Origin of the sequence: Arcobacter sp. LA11 (assembly GCF_001895145.1) — a bacterium.
Lineage (GTDB): Bacteria > Campylobacterota > Campylobacteria > Campylobacterales > Arcobacteraceae > Halarcobacter.
In genome coordinates this window covers 204,070-228,418 of record NZ_BDIR01000002.1, presented here as the reverse complement: position 1 = coordinate 228,418, position 24,349 = coordinate 204,070, and the positions used below count along the sequence as shown (strand labels likewise).

General features: G+C 28.1%; 27 protein-coding genes. 19 read left to right on the top strand and 8 right to left on the bottom strand.

Annotated features, from left to right (window positions below; genetic code table 11):
- The 4 genes from BT997_RS15495 to BT997_RS03105 all read left to right on the top strand — a co-directional run bounded on the left by BT997_RS15495 (window position 1) and on the right by BT997_RS03105 (window position 4,393).
- The gene (locus BT997_RS15495) at window positions 1-153 is read left to right on the top strand and encodes a hypothetical protein (protein WP_174247185.1); all 153 of its coding nucleotides are present in this window, start codon (window positions 1-3) and stop codon (window positions 151-153) included.
- A 131-nt stretch (window positions 154-284) separates the two neighbouring features.
- Window positions 285-1,931: a nitrite reductase gene (locus BT997_RS03115; RefSeq protein ID WP_072679979.1), complete on the top strand. Its 1,647-nt coding sequence runs from the start codon at window positions 285-287 to the stop codon at window positions 1,929-1,931.
- 78 nt (window positions 1,932-2,009) lie between these two features.
- Complete coding sequence (locus tag BT997_RS03110; protein ID WP_072679978.1) at window positions 2,010-3,587, top strand: nitrite reductase; 1,578 nt, start codon at window positions 2,010-2,012, stop codon at window positions 3,585-3,587.
- Window positions 3,587-4,393, top strand: a complete 807-nt coding sequence (locus BT997_RS03105; protein ID WP_083568419.1) for a peptidyl-prolyl cis-trans isomerase — start codon at window positions 3,587-3,589, stop codon at window positions 4,391-4,393. The genes BT997_RS03110 and BT997_RS03105 overlap by 1 nt, the downstream gene beginning before the upstream one ends.
- A gap of 13 nt (window positions 4,394-4,406) precedes the next feature.
- On the opposite strand, the gene BT997_RS03100 is transcribed toward BT997_RS03105, so the two are convergent.
- A complete protein-coding gene (locus BT997_RS03100) occupies window positions 4,407-4,592 on the bottom strand; it encodes a hypothetical protein (protein ID WP_072679976.1) in 186 nt (61 codons plus the stop codon).
- 123 nt (window positions 4,593-4,715) lie between these two features.
- On the opposite strand from BT997_RS03100, the gene BT997_RS03095 reads away from it, so the two are divergent.
- Genes BT997_RS03095 through cobA form a run of 4 tightly spaced genes read left to right on the top strand, consistent with a single transcriptional unit; the run spans window position 4,716 to window position 8,001 of the window.
- Window positions 4,716-5,045 (top strand): cytochrome c, encoded by a 330-nt coding sequence (locus tag BT997_RS03095; protein ID WP_143145149.1) that lies wholly within the window; start codon window positions 4,716-4,718, stop codon window positions 5,043-5,045.
- On the top strand, window positions 5,046-6,167 hold the full coding sequence (locus BT997_RS03090; protein WP_072679975.1) for a radical SAM/SPASM domain-containing protein: 1,122 nt from the start codon (window positions 5,046-5,048) through the stop codon (window positions 6,165-6,167). It abuts the gene before it with no gap.
- A 4-nt stretch (window positions 6,168-6,171) separates the two neighbouring features.
- A complete protein-coding gene (locus tag BT997_RS03085; RefSeq protein WP_072679974.1) occupies window positions 6,172-7,266 on the top strand; it encodes a cytochrome D1 domain-containing protein in 1,095 nt (364 codons plus the stop codon).
- Window positions 7,267-7,269: 3 nt separating this feature from the next.
- Window positions 7,270-8,001, top strand: coding sequence for a uroporphyrinogen-III C-methyltransferase (cobA, locus tag BT997_RS03080; RefSeq protein WP_072679973.1), 732 nt, complete (start codon window positions 7,270-7,272; stop codon window positions 7,999-8,001).
- Window positions 8,002-8,013: 12 nt separating this feature from the next.
- On the opposite strand, the gene BT997_RS03075 is transcribed toward cobA, so the two are convergent.
- From BT997_RS03075 to BT997_RS03055, 5 genes are all read right to left on the bottom strand, one after another.
- Complete coding sequence (locus BT997_RS03075) at window positions 8,014-8,646, bottom strand: Crp/Fnr family transcriptional regulator (RefSeq protein ID WP_072679972.1); 633 nt, start codon at window positions 8,644-8,646, stop codon at window positions 8,014-8,016.
- A 95-nt stretch (window positions 8,647-8,741) separates the two neighbouring features.
- Window positions 8,742-9,122 (bottom strand): hypothetical protein, encoded by a 381-nt coding sequence (locus tag BT997_RS03070; protein WP_072679971.1) that lies wholly within the window; start codon window positions 9,120-9,122, stop codon window positions 8,742-8,744.
- The gene (locus BT997_RS03065; protein WP_072679970.1) at window positions 9,119-9,691 is read right to left on the bottom strand and encodes a bifunctional precorrin-2 dehydrogenase/sirohydrochlorin ferrochelatase; all 573 of its coding nucleotides are present in this window, start codon (window positions 9,689-9,691) and stop codon (window positions 9,119-9,121) included. Before BT997_RS03065 ends, BT997_RS03070 begins: the two co-directional genes overlap by 4 nt.
- A 67-nt stretch (window positions 9,692-9,758) precedes the next feature.
- Entirely contained in the window at window positions 9,759-11,084 is a 1,326-nt protein-coding gene (locus BT997_RS03060; protein WP_072679969.1) for an ATP-binding protein, read from the bottom strand.
- Window positions 11,085-11,086: 2 nt separating this feature from the next.
- Window positions 11,087-11,473, bottom strand: coding sequence for a response regulator (locus BT997_RS03055; protein ID WP_072679968.1), 387 nt, complete (start codon window positions 11,471-11,473; stop codon window positions 11,087-11,089).
- A gap of 432 nt (window positions 11,474-11,905) precedes the next feature.
- On the opposite strand from BT997_RS03055, the gene BT997_RS03050 reads away from it, so the two are divergent.
- The 4 genes from BT997_RS03050 (at window position 11,906) to BT997_RS03035 (ending at window position 15,489) form a co-directional block, all read left to right on the top strand.
- A complete protein-coding gene (locus tag BT997_RS03050; protein ID WP_072679967.1) occupies window positions 11,906-12,571 on the top strand; it encodes a cytochrome C oxidase subunit II in 666 nt (221 codons plus the stop codon).
- A gap of 2 nt (window positions 12,572-12,573) precedes the next feature.
- Window positions 12,574-14,211: a cbb3-type cytochrome c oxidase subunit I gene (locus tag BT997_RS03045; RefSeq protein WP_072679966.1), complete on the top strand. Its 1,638-nt coding sequence runs from the start codon at window positions 12,574-12,576 to the stop codon at window positions 14,209-14,211.
- Between the two features lie 80 nt (window positions 14,212-14,291).
- Window positions 14,292-14,891, top strand: coding sequence for a hypothetical protein (locus BT997_RS03040; protein ID WP_072679965.1), 600 nt, complete (start codon window positions 14,292-14,294; stop codon window positions 14,889-14,891).
- A 1-nt stretch (window position 14,892) separates the two neighbouring features.
- Window positions 14,893-15,489 (top strand): hypothetical protein, encoded by a 597-nt coding sequence (locus tag BT997_RS03035; protein ID WP_072679964.1) that lies wholly within the window; start codon window positions 14,893-14,895, stop codon window positions 15,487-15,489.
- Here BT997_RS03035 and BT997_RS03030 read toward each other — a convergent pair.
- Window positions 15,486-16,079, bottom strand: coding sequence for a hypothetical protein (locus tag BT997_RS03030; RefSeq protein ID WP_072679963.1), 594 nt, complete (start codon window positions 16,077-16,079; stop codon window positions 15,486-15,488). The genes BT997_RS03035 and BT997_RS03030 overlap by 4 nt on opposite strands.
- A gap of 279 nt (window positions 16,080-16,358) precedes the next feature.
- On the opposite strand from BT997_RS03030, the gene BT997_RS03025 reads away from it, so the two are divergent.
- The 7 genes from BT997_RS03025 (at window position 16,359) to BT997_RS02995 (ending at window position 23,566) form a co-directional block, all read left to right on the top strand.
- Window positions 16,359-17,360 (top strand): Lrp/AsnC family transcriptional regulator, encoded by a 1,002-nt coding sequence (locus BT997_RS03025; RefSeq protein WP_072679962.1) that lies wholly within the window; start codon window positions 16,359-16,361, stop codon window positions 17,358-17,360.
- A 12-nt stretch (window positions 17,361-17,372) separates the two neighbouring features.
- On the top strand, window positions 17,373-17,759 hold the full coding sequence (locus BT997_RS03020) for a hypothetical protein (RefSeq protein ID WP_072679961.1): 387 nt from the start codon (window positions 17,373-17,375) through the stop codon (window positions 17,757-17,759).
- A gap of 192 nt (window positions 17,760-17,951) precedes the next feature.
- A complete protein-coding gene (locus BT997_RS03015; protein ID WP_072679960.1) occupies window positions 17,952-18,968 on the top strand; it encodes an amino acid ABC transporter substrate-binding protein in 1,017 nt (338 codons plus the stop codon).
- 77 nt (window positions 18,969-19,045) lie between these two features.
- Window positions 19,046-20,230: an amino acid ABC transporter permease gene (locus tag BT997_RS03010; RefSeq protein WP_083568413.1), complete on the top strand. Its 1,185-nt coding sequence runs from the start codon at window positions 19,046-19,048 to the stop codon at window positions 20,228-20,230.
- A 1-nt stretch (window position 20,231) separates the two neighbouring features.
- A complete protein-coding gene (locus tag BT997_RS03005; protein ID WP_072679959.1) occupies window positions 20,232-21,311 on the top strand; it encodes an amino acid ABC transporter permease in 1,080 nt (359 codons plus the stop codon).
- A gap of 41 nt (window positions 21,312-21,352) precedes the next feature.
- Complete coding sequence (locus BT997_RS03000; RefSeq protein ID WP_174247189.1) at window positions 21,353-22,081, top strand: amino acid ABC transporter ATP-binding protein; 729 nt, start codon at window positions 21,353-21,355, stop codon at window positions 22,079-22,081.
- A gap of 120 nt (window positions 22,082-22,201) precedes the next feature.
- Window positions 22,202-23,566 (top strand): L-serine ammonia-lyase, encoded by a 1,365-nt coding sequence (locus BT997_RS02995; protein ID WP_072679957.1) that lies wholly within the window; start codon window positions 22,202-22,204, stop codon window positions 23,564-23,566.
- A 7-nt stretch (window positions 23,567-23,573) separates the two neighbouring features.
- Here the strand turns inward: BT997_RS02995 and blaOXA are convergent, their stop codons facing one another.
- Window positions 23,574-24,344, bottom strand: a complete 771-nt coding sequence (gene blaOXA / locus BT997_RS02990) for a class D beta-lactamase (protein WP_072679956.1) — start codon at window positions 24,342-24,344, stop codon at window positions 23,574-23,576.
- Between the last annotated feature and the right edge of the window lie 5 nt (window positions 24,345-24,349).

Sequence of the window (24,349 nt, the reverse complement as noted above, 5' to 3'; positions counted from 1 at the left end):
ATGTTTGAACCATTTACAGATGTTGTACCAAGTATTTTTGGTACATTAAATCAAGGTCCATTAACACTTACTTTATTTCTTCATACAATAATTATACTTCCAATGTTTTGGATTTATAAGTCTGAGAAAAAAAGATTAGAAGAAGAAAGTTAAGAAGTTTGCGGGGGATTGAACAATTCCCCCTTAAAAAAAGTTCGTAAAACTCGCCAAATATTAACGAGAATTTTACGCAAGATTAATAATTTGGCATTTAGTGTAGATTTTATATCAAGGAGAAGAGAAATATGAAATTGACAAAAGTATTAAGTTTAGCAACTATTGCTTGTATTGGATTGGTGTCGACTGCAAGTGCAGAGATTAAATTATCTGAAGCAGAAATGAAGAAAGCAACTCAAGTATATTTTGATAGATGTGCTGGTTGTCACGGTATGCTTAGAAAAGGTGCTTTAGGACCAAGTTTAGTAGCTGAAAAGTCTAAATCGATGGGTACTGAAACTTTAAAATATATCATTAACAACGGAACACCAGGTGGAATGCCAGGTTGGGGTAAAACTGGTGAGTTAACTGCTGAAGAAACTGAGTTAATGGCTAAATATATTCAAGTTAAAGCTCCACAACCACCTGAAAAATCAATGGCTGATATGAAGAAATCTCACAAGGTTCTTATTCCAGTTAAAGATAGACCAACAGCACCTGAAGCTAAAAACTGGAAAGATTACTTTGCAGTTATCTTAAGAGATGTAGGTCAAATTGCTATCGTTGATGGTGTTACTAAAGACGTAGTTTCTGTTGTTCCATCTGGATTCGCAACACACATTACTAGAACTGGTGCATCTGGAAGATACATGTATGTAATTGGTAGAGATGGGAAAGCATCTGTTATTGATTTATGGATGAAAGTTCCTAAAAACGTTGCTGAGATTAGAACTTGTAACGATGCAAGAGCAATCGATACTTCTAAACATCATGACTTTAAAGATAAGTATGCAGTAGTTGGTTGTTACTGGCCACCATCAATTGTTACTTTAGATGCTGATACACTAGCACCTTTAAAAATTGTTTCAACTGCAAGTTACACTTATGATACTCAAGAGTATACAAGAGAAGCTAGAGTTGCTGCAATTATTGCATCACATGATAAACCTGAATGGGTAATCAATGTAAAAGAAACAGGTCAAGTATGGTTATACGATTATTCAAACGTTAAAAACCCAAAAATTACAATGGTTGATGCAGAAAGATACCTTCACGATGGTGGATGGGATTTATCTAAGAGATACTTTATGACAGCAGCAAATGCTAAAAATATTATCTCTGTTATTGATACTAAAGAAGGTAAATTAGTAGCTAATATTCCTTCACAAGGTAACAAGCCTCACCCAGGTAGAGGTGTAAACGTTGATTCTAAACAATATGGTCCTATTTGGGGAACAGGTCACATCGGTTCTAACGATATCGTATTTATTGGTACTGACCCTGTAAACCATGCTAAAAATGCTTGGAAAGTAGTTAAGAAAATTGCATTACCAGGTAAAGGTGGAGGTAACTTATTTATTAAAGGTCACCCAAATTCACCATACATTTTTGCTGATAGACCAGTTAATCCAGATAGAAAATTACAAACTCAGCTTTACGTAATTGACAAAGAGACTTTAGAGGTTGTTAAAACTTTACCAATCCCTGCTAAGTACTTAACGTCTGCATTTACTGCTGATGGTAAAGAAGTTAAATCTAGAGGACCAGTTCACTTTGAATTCAATGCTGACGGTTCTGAAGTATGGACTTCAATTTGGGGGAACAAACTTAAAGCATCTCCAATCTTAGTTTTTGATTCAAAAACTTTAAAATTAAAATCAGTAATTGATGATAAAAGATTAATTACTCCTACAGGTAAATTTAACGTAACTAACACAATGACAGATACGTACTAATCTTTACTTACGTAATACCAAGCTTAGGCTTGGTATTATACTTCTTTAAAAAATTTATTTCATTCAAAGGATTATCAAATGAAAACAAAAATCCTAATTAAATCTTTTTTAGTAACTCTTTTTTTATGTAATGCTCACGCAATAGATGGTGCCGCAGGACATATGGTTGAAGCATTGCCTAAAAAAGAAGTTGGAAAAGAACTATATAATCAATACTGTGCAGATTGTCATCATAAAAAAAGAATTGGTTTAGATGGACCACCATTAATTCCAAAATTTTTACGAAAATACAAAGAAAAAGATTTAGCTGCAAAAATCAAAAATGGGTTTCCTCAAACTCTTATGCCTAAATATGAATTTTTAAATCCATATCAACTTAATCAAATAGCAAGATATATTAAATCTCCAATAAAAGAAAAGATTATTTGGGGAGACAAAGAGATCAATAATTCAGTTACACCTTTTAATGACCCAGTTAATCCTTTAGATATAAAAGATATTGAACAAGTATTACCAGTAGTTGAAAGAGATGGTGATAAAGTTTGGATTATGGAAGATACTAGAATTTTAAGTAAATTCCCTCTTGATAATGTTCACGGTGGTATTAAATACACTATGGATGGAGAAAATATTTATGTTCCCACAAGAGATGGTTGGGTTCAAAGATACTCATTAAAAACTGGTCAAAGGATGAACAAAGTTAGAACTTGTATTAACCTAAGAAATGTCTCTTTAAGTAGAGATGGTAAAAATGTTTTTGCTACTTGTTTATTACCAGAACAAATGGTAGTACTTGATTCAATGACAATGAAACCTAAAAAAATCACAGAAGTTGATGGAAAAGTATCTGCACTTTATGAATTCTATTCAAAAGATGAAGCAATTTTTACATTTAGAAATAAGCCTTTAATGGCAAAAGTTGATACAAAAACATTTGATATTACATATACAAAAATTAAAGAACCTATTGAAGACTTTTTTATTGATCCATTTGAAGACTATTTAATTGGAACTGCAAGACGTGGAAAAGTTTTAAGTGTTTATGATTTAAAAAACTTTGAAACTGTATTTGAACATAAAATGGAAGGTATGCCTCATTTATTCTCTGCAACATATTGGTACAATAATGGTAACTTTTATTTTGGAACACCTCATATTAGAAAACCATATGTAACTGTATGGAAAATGTATGACTGGAAATTTGAAAAACAAGTAAATATAGGTGGAGATGGATTCTTTGTTAAGACACATCCTTTTACTCCTTATCTTTGGGCAGATAATGGTAGTGATGAATTAGTTTTAATTAATAAAGATGATTACTCTATTAAAAAAATGGTTCCTAGAAAAGGTCAACAATATATCCATACAGAATATAGTGGAGATGGGAAATATACATATCTAAGTATTTATGAAAAAGATGGAGCAATTGTTGTAATTGATACTAAAACTTTCAAAGAATTAGCTTCATATCCTGCTAACATTCCTGTTGGAAAATATAATTTTATTAATAAAAATAGAGAGTTTTATCCAAGATTGTTTGGTTGGGATATATTTGAAGAAAAATGTAATAATAAACTTCCTTGTGAAAATGTAAAACTAACTAAATATGAACAACAAAGTTTAAATGATTTTTTAAAAGCAAAGGGAAATAAATAATGAAGCTACTATTTACAGTATTAATTTTATTAGGTTTAGCAACACAAAGTTACGCTCAAAAAGTATTTGCAACAGTAAATAATGAAGCAATTACTATTAAAGATATTAATGCAATGCTTAAAGCATTTAAAGAGCAACGTTCATTTTCAGAATTACCACAAGAACAAAGAAATTTAATTATTAATCAAACAATTGAAAACAAAATATTACAACAAAATGCGAAAAAAGAAGGAATTGAAAATGATCCTTCTTATCTTGCAGCTTTAAATAGTTTTAAAAGTAAGATGCTTGTAGAAACATGGATGAAAAACAACTATGCAAATCTACAAATTTCAGAAAGTGAAATAAAAGACTACTATGACAAAAACAAAAGCGAATTTGATAAAAAAGAACAAGTTAAAGCTAGACATATTGTTGTAGAAAAAAAAGAAGAAGCGCAAGCTTTAATTAAAAAACTTAATGCATCGAAAGACGTACAAAAAACTTTTATAGAACTTGCAAAAAACAAGTCTATTGGACCATCTGCACCCAAAGGTGGAGATTTAGGTTGGTTTGGAAAAGGAACTATGTTAGAAGCTTTTTGGGAAGAAGCAAAAAATCTTAGTGAAAATTCTTATTCAAAAAAACCAATTAAAACTAACTATGGATGGCATATTGTTTTTGTAGATGGAAAACAACCAGCATATACAGTTGAGTTAGAACAAATTAAACCTGTAATAGAAAATAAAATCAAAATGAAAAAATTTCAATCGGTAATTAGTAAAAAAATAGATAAGTTAAAAAAAGAAGCTATTATAAAAAAATAAATTTGAGACTGGATTATAAATAATATAATCCAGCTCCAACTATCAATGATAAAACTATAGTTAAGACTACAGTTAAAATATTATACATTTTATCACTAATTTCCATCTTCGTTTCAAGAAATTCTACTATCTTTATAGCAGGATATATCATAAATACTAAAAGTACTATTGAAAAAACTAATGTCATTATAATTTCCATTTAATCTCCTATAAATTATATTTTTTATTTTATCTAATTTTGAGTATATTTAATTGACAGTAATCAAGTAATAGATTTTTTAATTATGTTACTATTATACACTCAAAAGAAAAGGAGTACAAAATGCGTGTTATTAAGAAAATACCGCTTGTACTAATACTTTTAAGCTCAGTTAGTTTCGCATCAGAAACTGCAGGAGAAAAGGTATTTAAACAATATTGTTGGGGGTGTCACCATCAAACTTCTGTTGCATTTGGACCTTCATTTGAAGAGATTGCAAACAAAAGAACAATTGGTGAAATTCAAGGGCATATAATAGCTCCAAAATCTACATATAAACAACTAGGTCATAAACGTTCAGTTATGCCAAGCTTTAAAGATAAATTATCTCAAGATGATTTAGATGCAATCACAAATTTTATACTCTCTTACAAATCTAAAGGAGACAACTAAATGTTTAGATTGTCTAATTTAATTAAGACTACATTAGAAGAACAAAAATCTAGAACTTTAAATGGTTCTATTATGATTTGGAATTTTACAAATAGATGTAATTTACTTTGTCATCATTGTTATAGTAAAGCCGATGCAAATGAAAAAGATACACTTACCTTTGAAGAGATACAACAAACTATTAAAAAATTAAAAACTGGTGGAGTTAACTTTGTAATTTTCTCTGGTGGAGAGCCTTTATTAAGAAGTGATATTTTTGATATTGCACAATGTATGAAAGACAATGGAATAATGACATATCTTTCAACTAATGGTATGTATATTAAAGAGAATAATGTTGATAAAATTATTGATACTTTTAACTACATTGGTATTTCTATAGATGGGATCGAAGAAGTTCATGACTATTTTAGAGGTCAAAAAGGTGCTTATGCAAAATCTATAGCTGCAATTAAACTTATCCAAGAGCATGGGGGAAATGCAGGTATTAGATTTACAATTACAAAAGAGACTCAAGACAGTTTTTATAAGATGTTTGAACTTTGTGAAGAATTAAATGTAAATAAACTATATCTATCACATCTAGTTTATTCTGGACGTGGTGAGGATAATTTAACTATTGATATTTCTAAAGAACAAAGAAGAGAATATGTCGAGTTTATAATTGATAAAGCATTTGAATACTATAAAAATGATAGTAATATAGATATTGTAACTGGAAACATGGAAATGGATGCTATTTTACTCCTAAATAGATTTAAAAAAGAGTATCCTGATAAGGTAGAACTATTAGAAAGTAAGTTAAAATCTTGGGGTGGAAATTCTGCTGGAAATAGACTTGGAAATATGGATTGGGCAGGAAATGTAAAACCAGATCCGTTTTTTCCTTTTACCGTTGGAAACTATTTAGAAACACCTTTTGATGAGATATGGACTTCTACAAGTAATGAGTTACTTACTAAATTAAGACAAAGCCCAAGGGAAATAAAAGGTAAATGTTCTACATGTGACTATATTGAAATTTGTAATGGTGGTTCACGTTCTAGAGCGTATGCAATTACTGGAGATTTATGGGAAGAAGACCCATCATGTTATTTAACACAAGAAGAAATTAGGAGATAATAAAATGAAAATTTTTAAATTAGCTTTAGCTGCTGTTATAGCAATAAGTACTGTATACGCAAAAGAAAAAATATTTGTAGTAGAAAGAGAAGATTCATCTCTTGCAACAATAGTGAATGATGTAAAAAGTACAAGAATTTTAAATATGAGAAATATGAATCATGGTGTTGTAAAATTTGAAGGTAAAGATGGTTATGTAATCTCTAGAGACGGTTATGTAATCAAATTTGACCCAATAAGCGAAAAAATATCAAACGAATATAAAACTTCAAAATCTGCAATTGGTTTTGTTATTGGAAAAAATTATGTAGCAGTAGCAAATTATGATGATAAAAGTGTAGATATTTTAGATAGAGACTTGAATCCAATCAAAAAAATAAAAACTGGTTCAAAAAATGTCGGTATTAAAATTTATAAAAACTATTTAGTTTTCTCACAAATGGATAACGATACTATCTCAGTTTATAAAGATATGAATGAAGGAAAAGGAAAAGCTAAATTTGAAGTATACAAAGAGTTCAAAGATGTAGGACAACTTCCTTTTGATGCTATGATTAAAGATAATAACTATATTGCTGGATTCTTCACATCTAGCCATTATGGAGTTGTTGATCTAGATACAATGACTTATAAAAAAATAAAAATATATTTAAATAAAGATCGAAAAATGGTTCTTAAAGTACCTCATTTTGGATTCTGGTCAATTGGTGGTGATAAAGTATTTGTTCCAGCAGTTGGAGATAGTAAGGTTTTAGTTTATGATGATAATTTTAAATTTTTAAGAAATATTGAAACACAAGGTCTACCAGTATTTACAAGCTTAAGTCCAAAAAAAGATTTTTTAGCAGTGACTTATTCAGGAAAAGATTTTCCAACAATTCAAATTATTGATACTAAAACATTAGAGATTATAAAAACATTTACTTTTGATGGAAAAGTACTACATATTAGATGGTCTAATATTTCACCAAAACTATATGTTTCAGTTAATGATACAAATAAAGTAGTTGTTGTAGATACAAATAAATGGGTTTTAAATAAAGAAATTTTAAATATTAAAAAACCTTCAGGAATATTTTTATACGAGGATGGAAAATAAAAAATGGCAAAAGTATACTTAACGGGAGCTGGTCCTGGTGATATTGAATTAATGACTTTAAAGGCTGCAAGAGTTGTAAAAGAAGCAGATGTATTAATTTATGATAGATTAGCAAATCCAGAAATTTTAGATATGGCACAAGAAGATTGTGAAATGATTTATGTAGGAAAGCAAGATGGAAAACATTCTGTTCCTCAAGATGAAATAAATGAAATAATTTATCAAGCTGCACTAAAGTATGAAAATGTTGTAAGATTAAAAGGTGGAGATCCTTTTGTATTTGGAAGGGGCGGAGAAGAAGCAATCTATTTATATGATAGAAATATTAAATTTGAAATCATTCCTGGTATTACATCTTCTGTTTCAGTTCCTGCATATGCTGGAATTCCAGTAACACATAGAGGTATTACAACATCTTTTAGAGTTGTAACAGGACATGAATCACCTAATAAAAAAATCTCTCAAATAGAGTGGCAAACATTCTTAAATGATGAAACAATCGTATTTTTAATGGGATTCCACAATATTAAACTAATTACAAATAAATTAATGGAATTAGGTAAAGCTAGAGATTATCCCTGTGCTGTGATTTCAAAGGGTTCTACACCGGAACAACAAGTAGTAGTTTCAACATTAGAAAACATTGTTGAAGATTCAAAAGAATTACCAACACCTGCAATTATAGTTGTGGGAGAAGTAGTTAAATTAAGAGAACAAATTAAATGGTTTAAATAACCATTTAATTTGTTAAGAAAAAAAGCTTTCTAACTTTTCTTTATCGATAGTTTTAGCTTTACTATCTATTAAACCTTCATTTTTAAATACCCTTAAAATTCTAGAAAGAGTCTCTGGTGAGATATTTAATATTTCAGCTATTATTATATTTTTTGTATTAAAAAAATCTTCTGTATGGTCACATAAATATTTTGCAATTCTCTCTTTTGAGTCTAATACTACATGTAAAGATACAAGTTTTTCTAAATTTCTAATTTTTTTGATTAACGAAGTTTGAATTACAAATGACAATTCTGGATCTGAGTATATTATCTCTTTTAATTTTTCAAAATCTATTCTAAGTAATTCACTATCTGTAAAACACTGAGCAGTTGCGGGATAAGGAATATTATCAAAGTTAGCAACCTCAGCAATTAATTCATTTTGATGAAAGTACTTCATTACAATTTCTTTATCGTTTGAAGCTGTCTTATATAACTTTATAATACCTTTTGTAAGCACATAAAGATAATTTGATTCATCTCCTTCATAAAAAAGGATATTATCCTTCGATAATTTTAAAGGAGTAGTTATTTCTTCAATTTGCGATATTGTATCATCGCATAAATCTTTAAATAAAAAAACATCTTTTAATTTAACTTTCATCAAAACTCCTGATTTTCACAAATACTTGAATATGTACTATATTATTTTTTTGAATTATAGTCAAATAAACAAAAAAATAACTTGACTAGGATTAACTATTTAAATTCAAAGTACTCTTTTACCCATTTTTTTTCTTCATCTGTTTTAAGTAATATTTTTGTTACTGTTTTCTTATTTTTATCCATTACTACTAAAATATTGTTTTCTAGTTTTAAGAACTCTTTTCCCCACAGTTTTTCTAATTGTTCTAATCTTAAAAAGATATCTTTTGCCGGTGGTTTCTCTTTTATACCTGTAATCTTACTTTTAATAGAAAATCCACCTGCTCTTTTTTCCACTTCATATGGCATATGTTTTTGTAACATAGTATATATTCGTTCATTTTTTTCTGAAGGCATACCTTGTCTTAATGCTTGTAAACCTAAGAACATAAATACTATAAAAAATGCTACTATTAATAATCTACTTAACTTCATTTTTCTTCCTTCCAAGTTGAAATATAATTTTTTGCTTTCTTATCTAAAAACTGCATTCTTTCTTTTCCTTTTGGTATATTTTTTCTATATTCTCTCATCTGTTTTAAAAAATCTACAATTGAATCAGGAATCATTTTATTAAGCCATATTCTTAAATGTTTTGCCATGGCTGGAGATGAACCAGAAGTTGATACTGCAATTGTCAAATCACCTTTTTTTACATAAGAAGGAAAAATAAAATCACAATACTTTTGTAAATCAACACAATTACATAAACAGTTATAGTTTCTTGATTCTTTATATATCGATTCTTGAAGATTAAAATCATCAACTGCTGCTATGATGATATCAAATCCCTTAATATCACCTTCAACATAAAGTTTTTTAAAATATTCTAATGAATTCTCATTAATTAATTTTTCAGTATTTTCATTATAATCTTTTGCAATAAGCGTAATATTATTAGTAAAGTCTAACAAATGTTCTAATTTTTCATAAGCAATATAACCGCCACCTACAATTAAAATCTTTTTATTATCAAATTTTATAAAAGCAGGGAAATATGCCATAAAAGAATCCTATATAATTTAATCTTCACATTCTAGCAAAAATAGTATGCTCAAACCTTAATTCAAGTCAAGTAGTTTTAAACTCTTTTATAGGTAATTTAATTTTAAAACATGCACCATAATAATTTTTTTGATTAACTTTAAACTCTTGGTTTGAAACTTCTATATAACCATTAAAATGTTTATGAATAATTTCTTTACTCATAAAAAGTCCAATCCCTGTGCCTTGAGATTTGTGTTTTGTTGTAAAATAAGGTTCAAATATTTTATTTATAATATCTTCAGGAACGCCATTAGCATTATCCTGAATAAGTATTTCATAATTATTCTTTTTTTCTTTTAATATTATATTCACAATTTTAGGACTTAAATCTTTTTCTTTTAATACATCTTTTGCATTATTTAATATGTTTAAAATTACTTGCGACATTTCACCAAATCGTCCTTCTATTTTTAAATTAGAAGCTTCTTCTTTAACTACTAATTCAATATTATTACTTTTATAAGAAGCTTCAGTTAAAGATTTACAATGATTTACAACATCTTCAATCTTAAATATCGTTTGTTTATTATCTTCTTTAAAAAATCCCCTGAAATCATCTATTGTTGTTGATAAGTGTTTTGTATGCGTTATAATTTTCTCATAGGATTCAATAATTTCATCATCTTCAATCATATTCATTTTTTTTCTTATCTTTGCACCACTTGCAATAGTACTTATAGTACTTAATGGTTGTCTCCATTGATGAGCAATATTTTCAATCATTTCACCCATTGCAGATGACCTTGATTGCTGTAGTAGTTTTATTTTATTTGCATTAATCATATTATTTGCAGGTCTAAAAATAAACAATGCTTCATTTATTAAAATAAAAAAAGTAAACAACAAAATAAACAATTCTCTTTTACTTAGAGTATAAGTTTTGTCTTCAACTTCTTTCTGATAAATAGATACTACTTTATCAAAATCTATAAGTAATTTTTCAGAATTTTGTAATATATAAGTTAAACTTTTCCCATTTCTATTATCTTTGAACTCTTTTGCATGTTTAAAAAACTCTTTTACTCTTCTATCCAAATAAATTGGTTTCGAATAATACATATTAAATAACTTCTCTGACATAGGCAAAGATATTAAATAGTTATGGCTTTCTTCCATTGTTTCTAAAGAACTTGATAATTTATTAGTCTTATAATAGATTGCATTTAGGGCTATTCTTTGAGTTAACATTCTTTGTTTACCACTTATATTTATGATTTTCCCATAATCTGCTTGCTCTTCTATTAATTTAGATAAATTGAAATACGCTAAGGTTGATAATAAAGCAATAATTAGTAAAGCAAAAGTATATCTTGTAGTAAAAGATAATGAATTAAAAAAAGATATAAACATATTTATTTATTTATTAATTTTATTATAATCTGAAATAATTCTTCTAAATCAATTGGTTTTGATATATTTTCAACTAAGTCCTGTGTTTGAGTGTATTCTAAAAATTCTGAATTGTTAAATGCAGTTGTGAAAACAACAGGTACTGTAGGATTAATTTTTCTAATTTCATCTACCATTTTTTTTCCATCTAAGACAGGCATTAATACATCTGTTATAATAATATCTATGCTATCTTTTTCATTTATATATACATCAAGACCTTCTTGTCCATTTTCACAAGAAATTATATCATTAACAAAAAACTTTAAATTATGAATTACTTCACAACTAACCTCTTCTTCATCTTCTACATATAAAACATTAAGTTTTTTCAATACTTCAACACTCAATACAAAACCTTTCAATAGAACCTATAAGTATATCAAAAAAACTAATTTACTATAAACTTATATCCTAAAATATTATCTGAATATATGATTTAAATCATTAATTTACATCAATATTCTCAAAAATGATTTATTATTTTATTGTTTAATATTCTATATATTTTTTATACAATTAAATAATTTATTTACTAACTGAATATAAAATATACAATTTTTATAATTTGCTCCACTTCTACACATACCATTATATCAGTATCTATACTGTTTTCCTTAACATATATCAATTTTTTAAATGAATATTAAATATTAAAATTTATGTATATTTTTTAACTATTTTTAAGTGTCATTAAATAACTTTGGTGCTAACATTCAATAAAACTTATATATTTTATTAGTTTATAAAATATATAAAATTTTAAGTTTAAGGAGAAAGGAATGGAAGATTCAGCTGGAGTCTTAGCTTTATTAAAAATTGTTTATACAATTTATGTATTTGCAGTGCTAAGTCTAATATATTGGTTTGCAAAAGGAGTATCTAATCCTAAAGGAAAACCAAGAATTGTTAAGCCTGGAACATTTTATATATATGTTGGTTTACTAATTTTTGTAGGTGTAAGTATTCACATATTTACATTTAATAAAATACCTTGGGTGGAGACAGATTTTAAGCGTCATACGATTGAAAAAGATCCTAGTTTTGACAAGTCTAAACAGATGTATAACATCATTGCTAGACAAAATAAAGATAGAAATAGTCCAAATCATGGAGAACAAAAATTTATCTTGCCTAAAGATAGGTTAAATGCAGATGGAATGCTTGAAATTGAATGTGGTAAATATGTTGTATTTGATGTAGTGAGTGAAGATTTAACATATGGATTTGGTTTATTTAGACAAGATGGTTCAATGGTAACACAAATGCAAGTAAATCCTGGAAGTAGAAATGACCTTATGTGGCAATTCCATAAAAATGGAGTTTATCATATTAGATCAACAGAGTATTCAGGAGCAAAAGGTGGTAGACATATGACTATTAAAAATGCTGTTGTAGTAAAAGGTTGTGATGTGGATGATTCACGATCAATGTTAGGAGGTAATTAGTTATGAGTTTTATTAATACATTAATCAACGGAACAGAAGGTGGATTAAAAACTGATGGACTAACTCCTATGCAAAAAGTTACATTAAGAGCAGTTGTTTTTGGTGTACTTTATTATGGACTTGCTGTTCTTGAAGGTCAGCTAATGAGAGCAAATAGTGTTGCACCAGGTCTTTTTGAAGAGAATCATTATTTCTCAATTATGACAGTGCACCCCATTGTTGGTATTTTTGGTTCAACTTATTTGATTGTATTTGGTGCTTTTACATTTTTAGTACCTTATTTAATGAAAAAGCCTTTATACAGTATTAAGATTGCAAATATCACTTGGATGTCTATTGCTACTGGTACATTAATGTCGTGGCTTGGTGGTGCTATTTATCACTATGCTCCATTATATACATTGTACTGGCCATTACCTGTTGACTTTGAACAATTTAATCCTATTGGAGGACTTGTTTTTGTACTTGGTATTGCTATTATTATGATTGGAACACTATTATTTATTTATAATACTTTCGCAACTGTATTCTATACAGAAGAAGGACATGAAAAAAGACCTTTAAAACCTCTTATTTTGTCTGCTCTTGGTATTGATGGTATGTTAAATATTTGGTATAAAATAACTGGACGAGAACCATATGCAAAAGAGCCTGCAGTATCACTTCCTGTTGTTGCTATTTTTAGAGGAACAATTGATACATTTTTAGATGCAATGGTAATCTTAACTTGTGGTATTTTAATTTTAGTATATATTGTTGGAGATTTAAGTGGTGCAGCAATGGACTACACATCTGTAAATGCATTACTATATAAAAACTTCTTCTGGTGGGGGTTAGATTTAATTGCTGATGGACTTGTACTTATTTATGTAGCAGGTACTTGGTATCTCTTAGCTATGATGATTACTGGTAAAAAACTGTTTATGCAAAATATTGCAAGAGCTGCTTTACTTTTAGAATTAATTGTTTCTTGGATGGTATGGTCGCATCACTTATTAGGAGATCAAGGTCAACCAAATATCATGAAACTTCTTTCAGGAGAAATGGTAACAGCATTTGAGCTTGTAACTCAAGGTATCGCTGTATTTATTACTCTAGTAACATTATGGAGTGCAAAACCTCTTAAGATGGATAATAGATTGAAGTTCTTACTTGCTGGTATTATGGGATTTATGATTGCTATTCCAGCTGCTATTTTACAAGCAGATATGGGATTAAATAGAATTTTACATAATACGCAATGGATAATATTTACACATGTGCATGCAGCTATTTTGATTGGTCTTACAATGACTTTATATGCAGCTATTTATACTTTATGGCCAATTTTAACTAATGACGTAAAGTTATACAGTCAAAAACTTGCAGATATCCATTTTTGGGGACACCTACTTGGTGCTTTAGGAATGAGTTGTTTCATGGGACTTGCTGCTATGGATGGAGCTTTAAGAAGAACTATCTATGTTGATGGAGAATATAATCTATATATGATTTTAGGTGCAATTGCAGGAACTATGATTCTTGTTTCTTGGGCTGTATTCTTAGTAAATGTTGTTCTAAGTATCGGAATTAAAGGTCTTATAGGAATCTATACACCTTCAAAAATTGATACAAAAGATTTAGTACCAGCTTCTGAATAATATTAGTTCGTACTATAAAATATTAAATAAGGTTATGAGGGATATTCCTCATAACCTATTTCAATGTATAAGAGAAAAAGATGGTAAATATAAAAAAAGTTGCTCATCAACTTAAATATGATGGGATGTATAATACAGTATACATAGAAGTTCAAGAAGAGTTAAAAAATGAAGATCCTTCTTTAGAAGAGATTGAAAATCTTTTAAATACAAAAGAGTATTATATTTGGGAATATAAAGAATTAAATAGATACGGAGAACTCTCTTCGGTTCATGCTTTAAATCTTGAAATAAAAGAAAATGAAGAAAAAGATATCAAAGAGTTCAAGACTAAATTAAACGATAATGTACAACAACTAAAAAACTTAGAAAACTTTGAAGTAAATTCAAAAAATTCTGCTTATTCTATTTGGATTGGAAGTGTTGGAGTTATGGTTATATTTATGGCACATAATATCATTGCATTGTTTTCTGAATACTATACAACACATGGTACTCTTGTTTATATATCCTATGCAATAATTCTATGGTTAACGTACTGGGGATATAGAAAAGCCAAAACAAATCATGAAGATCAACATGCAAACTATAAAACACTTCATAAAAACACTAGAGAAATGATAACTATTGGATTAAACAATAAGTATTTTACTCATGAAGAATTTTACCAAGGGATTTAATATGGTTAGTATAAAGAAAGTAGCAAAAGATATAAAAAGTAATGGTAAATATGATGCTATTTTAGATTATGTAAAAAAGGCTCTAAATACTAATAAACCGACGCTTGAAGAAATTGAACAATTAGTAAAAGATGATCCATACTATATAAAAGAGTATAAAGACTTAAATAGATGGGGAGAATTGTCTTCTATTCATATTAAACCTTTAAATATAAAAGATAATGAAGATAATCATAGTAAAGAAATAAAAGAGAAGATAAACTCACAATTAGATTATTTAATAAATGGTGAAGAGTATGAAATTCCTTCAAAAAGACTTATATATATGGCATGGACAGGATTTATAGCACTTCCTTCTATTTATGTTATTGATAATATGGTAAGAGTTTCTACTGATTTATATACAACAAATGAAAATGGAGTTTATTTTTCATTTATAATTGTTTTAATAGCGTCAATTTGGGGATATATAAAAGTTTCTAAGAACCATAAAAATCAACATACCAAATACATAAATACACAAAAAGAAGTTAGAGGATATGTAAAGCTTGGCCTAGAAAATAAATACTTTACTTATGAAGAAGTTTACAAAGATTAACTATTAGGTCTATTGGGTACTTCTTCAAGTTTTTCCTCATATACTCTACCAAGATTTATAATCTCTATATTTTCTTTTGAATCAAAAGTGGGAACTAATAAGAGTTTAAAAGAATTATCAAATCCATAATGCTCATAGATACCTCTATGCGTTATATTAAACATCTTTTTTAAAGTTTCCCTCGTATTATTATCAAGTTTCTCATCAAATATTTTTGAAAGATTTAATATAAGTACATAATTTTTATTTTTATCTTTCCCAAACTCTATTTTATTTACATATTTATAATTACCTTTTGGCATAGGTATTAACATTTTTTCATGTGCGTCAAGTAAACCATTTGCTTGAGTTTTTAATATTTTTTCAAAGTTAATTTTATGTTCTTTATTTTCAGGATATAAATTTATAAGTTTTTTATATATTAGATATTTATCTTTATTTATATTAGTATCTTTAGCCAAACTCATTAAAACTTTTTCATCAGTTTGGTCTTTAAATTCAATATCTTCTTTAATTGTTATTACATATAAAGTATATAACATCCCAAATAGTACTGACCAACGTATGACTTTTGCAAATTTATTAAACATTTAATCTTCTTTCTTATTTTGGATTGAATATAGATCATATTATAAGAAAAAAGCAGAATGTAATAACCAAGTGTCAAATTAGGAATCATTACATACTGCTTTTATTAATTATATCTTTTTATGTATATAAATAATATAAATTTTATGTATATTTTCTATTCTTTTTTAATTTTTTAATTTAATTCTTAAATTTAATAAATTTTTCAAAATTGTTTTAAATCAATGTAAGTCTAAAAAATTGCTGATATACTTTTTAAAAATTGATTTTAGGAGAGATTAGTGAAAGATGAAATACTATATAGAGTTCAAAAAAACTTTCCACTTACAAAGAAACCTTTTGAACAAATTGCAAAAGAATTAAACACTACAGAAGAAAATGTATTAAATATATTAAAAGAAGAAAAAAAGAATAATATTATAAGACAAACATCTGCTATTTTTGATACAAAAAAGCTTGGATATAAGTCTTCATTAGTTGCATTTGAAATAGAAGAGAAAGATATTGATGCAGCTGTAGCAATTTTAAATTCTCATCCTGGAATATCACATAATTATGAAAGAAATCACTCTTATAATATTTGGTTTACTTTAGCAATCGCACCTAATTCAAAATCTAACTTAGAAGAAACAGTTGAAATCTTATCAAAATTAACAAATGCAAAAGACTATATTATTTTACCTACATTAAAACTTTTTAAAATCTCTGTTAAACTTGATACAACAAATAAACAAGAAAAAAAAGAAAAAGTAGCTAAAAAAGATTTTAAAGAACTTGTCTTAAATGAATTCCATTATGACATTATAAAAGAAGCACAAAATGACATCGCAATCATTTCGGAACCTTTTAAAGATACAATTGAAAAACTAAATATATCATATGAAGAGTTTTTTAATACATTAAAAGAATTTCAAGAAGCTGGAGTAATGAGAAGATTTGCATGTATTCTTAATCATCGACGTGCAGGATTCAATGCAAATGCAATGGTTGTATGGGATATAGAAGAAGGAGCAAAAGGCGAAGAAATTGGAAAAGTTGCAGCATCTTTTTCTGCAGTATCTCATTGTTACTTAAGGCCTAAATACCCTACATGGAACTACAATCTTTTTACAATGATTCATGGAAAGACAAAAGAAGATACTCAAGAAGTGATTAATAATATTGCAAAAGAAATAGATTATAAATCAAATATGCCACTTTATTCATCAAGAGAATTTAAAAAAGTAAGAATCAAATACTTTTGTGATGAATTTAAACAGTGGGAAGAAAAATATATAAATTAAGGGATAAAAGACATGGAACTATTTTTTAAACTTGAAGCTGGTTATTTAGGTATTGCTGCATTTGCATTAGCTATTACACTATTCGTAACTACAAGACCATTTGTAGTGAAAGGTGCGTATAAAAAAGGTTTAGTTTTAGTAGGTTCTGCATCTGCTGTATTTATTGGTATGCACTACTATGTTACAAGTTCAAGAATGTTTGAAGTTGAAAGTTTATTTCATAAAGGTGAAAAAGTTGTATGTGAAAGTAGAACAGTTAGAAAAGTAGCACAAAGTGTTACAATCGAAAAATCTAATGAATGGTCATTAAAAGATCATATGTTTAGTTCTCCAAACTACACAAGAGAATTCTTTTCTGCAAGATGTATTAAATATGTTCCTGTAACATTAACAAAATAAACATTTAAAAGTAAAAGAAATTAAAACTTCTTTTACTTTTCTTCATTCATAAAAATTCTTATAAAATTGCATATAAATTATACATATTTATCATTTTAATTTCTTTTTTTAGTATTATAATTGTAATTGCTATGTAATTGCTACAATTACAATATACAATTAGTTTGAACAAACTAAAAAAAGGATAAAAAAATGAAGATTTTAAAAACTGCCTCTTTAAGTGTTGCTGCATTAGCTCTAGCGACAACAGTATCAACAGCGGATACTTTAGACTCAATTAAGAGCAAAGGTATGCTAAGTTGTGGTGTTTCTACAGGTATTGCAGGTTTCTCTGCTACTGATTCAAATGGTAAATGGAAAGGCTTAGATGTTGATATGTGTAAAGCAGTTGCATCAGCTGTATTTGGAGATGCTTCAAAAGTAAAATATGTTCCATTAACTGCAAAAGAAAGATTTACAGCACTTCAAAGTGGTGAAATTGACTTATTATCTAGATCAACAACTTGGACAAATACTAGAGATACTTCTTTAGGTCTAAACTTTGCTGGTGTAAACTATTATGATGGACAAGGGTTTTTAATATCTAAAAGTATTGGAGTAAACTCAGCAAAAGAACTTGATGGAGCTACTGTTTGTATTCAAGCAGGTACAACTACTGAACTTAACTTAACAGATTATTTTAAAGCTAATAAAATGACTTATAAACCAATTACTTATGATACATCTGGACAAACAATTGAAGGATTTAAATCAGGACGTTGTGACGTTGTAACTTCTGATGCTTCTCAATTATATGGTTTAGTATTAAAAGTAAAAGATCCAAACTCTGTGAAAGTACTTCCTGAAATTATTTCAAAAGAACCTTTAGGACCAGTTGTTAGACAAGGTGATGACAAATGGTTTAATATTGTAAAATGGACTCATATTGCATTATTAAATGCTGAAGAAATGGGTATTACACAAGCAAATGTTGATTCTATGATGAAAAGTAAAAATCCTGGAATTAAAAGATTACTTGGAGTTTCTGGAGAAGCTGGTAAAAACTTAGGATTAGATGCTAAATGGGCATATAATATTGTTAAAAATGTTGGTAACTATGGTGAATCATTTGACAGAAATGTTGGAAAAGGTTCTCCACTTAAAATTGATAGAGGGTTAAATAAACTTTGGAATCAAGGTGGACTTCAATATGGAGCTCCTATTAGATAATAGAGTATTGTGATACTAGATTTATTTAATAGAAAGGGGAAATTAAATTTCCCCTTTTTTAATGACAAGGTAAAAAAATGAAAAAACATAAAAAAGCTCGTCAACCCGAGGTTGCATTTTATAACAACCCCGAAAATAGAGCCATTATCTATCAAGTACTAGCACTAGTGCTAATATTTTTTGTAACATATTTTGTTTTAAACAATATGTTCATAAATATTGAAAAACGTGGGATTAATACAGGATTTGATTTCTTAAGTAGTGAAGCTGGATTTGGAATTTTGCAATCGTTAATTGCATATGATGAATCAGATTCACATGGAAAAGTTTTTATTGTTGGTCTCCTAAATACAATTCTAGTTTCTGTAATTGGAATTATATTTGCCACAATAATTGGACTTTTAGTTGGTATAGGAAGACTTTCAAAAAACTTTATGGTTGCAAAGTTATCTATGATTTATGTAGAAACTTTTAGAAATATTCCAATTCTATTACAAATTCTTTTTTGGTACAATGTTGTATTAGCCGCACTTCCTAGTCCCAGACAAAGTATCTCCTTTTTCGACTCTATTTTCTTTAATAATCGTGGTCTTTATATTCCAAAACCTATTTTAGAAAGTGGTTTTACTGCCGTAATTATCGCCTTTATTTTAGCAATCGTTGCAGTAATATTTTTAACAAAATGGGCAAATAAAAGACATGATGAAACAGGTGAAGAATTTCCTACTTTTTGGGTATCATTAGGAATCTTAATTTCAGCTCCTATTTTAATATTCTTTGTAAGTGGAACACCTGCAACTTTGGAGTTTGCGGAACTTAAAGGATTTAACTTTAGAGGTGGATGGACACTTATTCCTGAGTTACTAGCCCTTGCTTTTGCACTTAGTATTTATACAGCAACTTATATAGCAGAAGCTGTAAGAGCTGGTATTGAAGCTGTTCCAAAAGGACAAAAAGAAGCTGCACATGCCTTGGGATTAAAAGATCATATAATATTGAAAAAAGTAGTACTTCCTCAAGCACTTAGAGTAATTATTCCTCCAGTTATTAATCAGTATCTTAACTTAGTTAAAAACTCCTCTTTAGCAACCGCAATTGGTTATCCTGAACTTGTAACAATATTCTCTGGAACATCATTAAATCAAGTAGGACAAGCAATTGAAATTATTCTAATGACGATGGCTGTTTATTTAACATTAAGTATTGTAATTTCAATGTTAATGAATTACTTAAATGCAAAAATGCAAATAAAGGAGCGATAAAATGGCAATTTATGAAAAACTAGAAGCTAAACCAGCTCCTTTAGGCACAAAAGGTCCAATTAATTGGATGAAAGAAAATCTTTTTTCTTCAATAGTTAGTACAATATTAACTATTATTTCATTCTATCTTTTATATATAACTATTCCTCCATTATTAGATTGGATGATTTTTGATGCCACTTGGAGTGGAACAAAAGAAGAGATAACAAAAGATGGCGCAAGATGGATTTTTATTTTTGAAAAATTCAATCAATTCATTTATGGTTTCTATCCTGAAGAATTGTATTGGAGACCAAACTTAGCATTAGCTATATTTACACTATATATATTTTTATTTAAATATTTTAACAATACAAAAATAAGAGTATTTATTGTGACTTCATTACCAATTATAACTTATATATTAGTTGCAGGTGGTTTTGGACTTGAACATGTTGAAACTGACAAGTGGGGAGGATTACTTCTTACTGTTATTGTTGCATCTGTTGGTATTGTTGCATCATTTCCTATTGGAATTTTATTTGCACTTGGACGACAATCTAATATGCCAATTATTAAAACAATATCTGTAATGTATATTGAATTTATCAGAGGAGTTCCTTTAATTACACTTCTATTTATGTCATCAGTTATTTTACCCCTATTTTTCCCAGAAAATATGGACTTTGATAAATTACTTAGAGCATTAATAGGTATTACATTATTCCAAGCTGCATATATTGCAGAAGTTGTAAGAGGTGGATTACAAGCAATTCCAAAAGGACAATATGAAGCTGCTGATTCTATGGCATTATCATATTGGCAAACTATGGGATTAATCATTCTACCACAAGCACTTAAAATTTCAATTCCAAATATTGTTGGGTCATTTATTTCGTTATTTAAAGATACAACACTTATCTTAATTATCGGATTATTTGATATTCTAGCAATGGTTACACTAACAAACAGTGATACCCAATGGCTTGGATTTGAAACAGAAGGTTATGTTTTTGTAACAATGATTTACTGGGTAATTTGTTTTAGTATGTCAAAATATGCAAAAGCAGTTGAAGATAGATTTAACACAGACCATAAATAAAGAAGAAAGATATAGGAAAAATTATGAGCGAATTAGAATATATGATTGAAATGAACAATGTTAACAAATGGTATGGAGACTTTCATGTACTAAAAGATGTTAACTTAAAAGTAAAAAAAGGTGAAAGAGTTGTTATTTGTGGTCCTTCAGGTTCTGGTAAATCTACAACTATTAGATGTATGAATAGACTTGAACCTTTTCAAGAAGGTCAGATTATGGTAAGTGGATTAGAGCTTACAGAAGATGTAAAGAGAATTAGAGAAATTAGAACACATGTTGGTATGGTATTTCAACATTTTAATCTTTTTCCACATCTTTCAATTCTTGAAAATCTTATCTTAGCTCCTACTTGGGTTTCTAAAAAACCAAGAAAAGAGGCAATTGAAACTGCAATGCATTATCTTGAGAGAGTAAAAATTGCAGACCAAGCAGATAAATTTCCAAATCAATTATCAGGTGGTCAGCAACAAAGGGTTGCTATTGCTAGATGTTTATGTTCAAATCCTGAAATTATGTTATTTGACGAACCAACAGCAGCACTAGATCCAGAAATGATTGGTGAAGTTCTTGATGTAATGACAGAACTTGCAGATGATGGAATTACTATGGTTTGTGTAACTCATGAAATGGGATTTGCAAAAAAGGTTGCAGATAGAGTGATTTTTATGGATGCAGGACAAATAGTAGAAGAAAATACTCCACATGAATTCTTTGATAATCCTCAATCTGATAGATTAAAGTTATTCTTAGAACAAATTTTAGACCACTAGTAATTGAAATTTTCATTAGCAAATACCTGAATATAGGTATTTGCTAAATACCAACTTTTTACACACTTTATATTGTTAATATATTAATTATAAATCATTTTCAATTTTAAGGTTTTCAACATGAGCATACTAAATCTTTTTAAAATAGGTATTGGTCCATCAAGTTCCCATACAGTAGGTCCAATGATTATTGCTAAAAACTTTTGTACCTTAACAAAAGAATTAAACTATTTTCAGGACATTACTAGAATAAAAATAGAACTTTATGGTTCTTTAGGTTCAACTGGAATTGGTCACCAAAGTGATGTTGCAATAATTTTAGGATTATTAGGAAATCTTCCAAAAACTGTCGATACTGATAATATAGAAGAAACTATAAAAAATATTAAAACAACTTCCTCAATAAAACTATTAAATGAACAGACTATTCATTTTTCTATAAAAGAAGATTTAGTTCTTCATCAAAAAAAATATCTTCCTTATCATCCAAATGGAATAAAACTTACAATATATAATAAGAATAAAGAACTATTTTCAAAAGTATATTATTCTATCGGTGGTGGAGAAGTTATAAGTGAAGATGAAATTGACCTAGAAAAAAAAGAGAATAAAAAACCTCTTCCATATGATTTTTCTAATGCAAAAGAATTATTAGAAAAATGTAGAAAAAACAAACTTACAATTGCAGAATTGATTTTAGAAAATGAAAAAGTTTATAAAACAGAAAATGAAATAGAAGAGTCTCTTCTAGAGATATGGCAAGTAATGCAAACTTGTGTAAATAATGGACTTAAATCGGATGGTATTCTTCCAGGAGGATTAAAAGTTCCTAAACGAGCTTTTAAAATGCATGAAAAACTAAAAAATACACGTACTATAGACCCTTTAGCTTTTGTTGATTGGATTAATCTATATGCACTTGCAGTAAATGAAGAAAATGCAAGTGGAAAAAGAGTTGTCACTGCTCCAACAAACGGTGCTGCAGGTATTATTCCAGCAGTCCTACACTATATAATTAACTTTTTAGTAAAAAAAGAAAATAAAGAACAAGTTGTAATAAACTTTTTATTAACAGCAGGTGCCATTGGCCTTTTATACCAAAGAAATGCTTCAATATCTGGAGCAGATGTAGGCTGCCAAGGAGAAGTTGGAGTGGCATGTTCTATGGCAGCAGCAGGAATGGCTGAGTTTTTAGGAGCATCTATAGAACAGATAGAAAATGCAGCAGAAATTGCTATGGAACATAACTTAGGACTTACTTGTGATCCAATTGGAGGACTTGTACAAATTCCATGTATAGAGAGAAATGCAATGGCAGCTATGAAAGCAGTAAATGCTGCACGTATGGCATTAAATGAAGATGGGAAACATTATGTTTCCCTTGATTCAGTTATAAAAACAATGTACGATACAGGTAAAGATATGCAAAATAAATATAAAGAGACATCAAAAGGCGGTTTAGCTGTTCACTATGTTGAATGTTAATATTTGACTAAATAATATTTTTTAATTTTAATATATCTAAGGTAAGTTTTTTTCTTAGTTTTAAATCAGACCTATCTTTAGTTATTAAATTTATTGCAAAAAACCAAGTATCATTTTTATTTTCTATATAGCCTACAAACCAACCATGGTTAGGTTTAGAAGATGTACTCCAACCTGTTTTTGCCCAAAGAGTATAATTTTTTGTCTTTTCATTTATCATTATTTCTTTTAAAATATTTATATCTTCTTGTTTAAATGGGATTTTATTTAAATATACTTTTTTTAAAAATTCTATTTGTTGTATTGCAGTAATTCGAATATCTCCTGATAACCAAAACTTTGTTACTTCTGAGCCAACTTGTTTATTTCCATAATCTAATTTCTTAAGATAATTACTGTATTTTTTTATTCCTATTTCTTTTGCAAAAATTTGATAACACCAAACACACGATTTTTGAAATGCAGACTTTAAGCTTTGGTCTTTATTCCATACATCCCAACCTCTATCTTTCCCATCCCATTTTATTAAACTATTTTCATTTACTATTTTCTCATTTAACGCAATTAATGTATTTAAAATTTTAAAAGTTGAAGCAGGAAGTAGCAGTTCATTGGCACGTTTTTTATTATGTATGTAAACTTTTTGAGTATTAAAAGATTCTAAAACAATCGTTCCTTCAATATTGTTTTTATCAAAGATTTCTTTTATTTCTAAATCTTCTGAAAATAGTATAGTTTGAATAAAAAATAGCAGTACAAAGATAATCTTTTTAGACATATGTA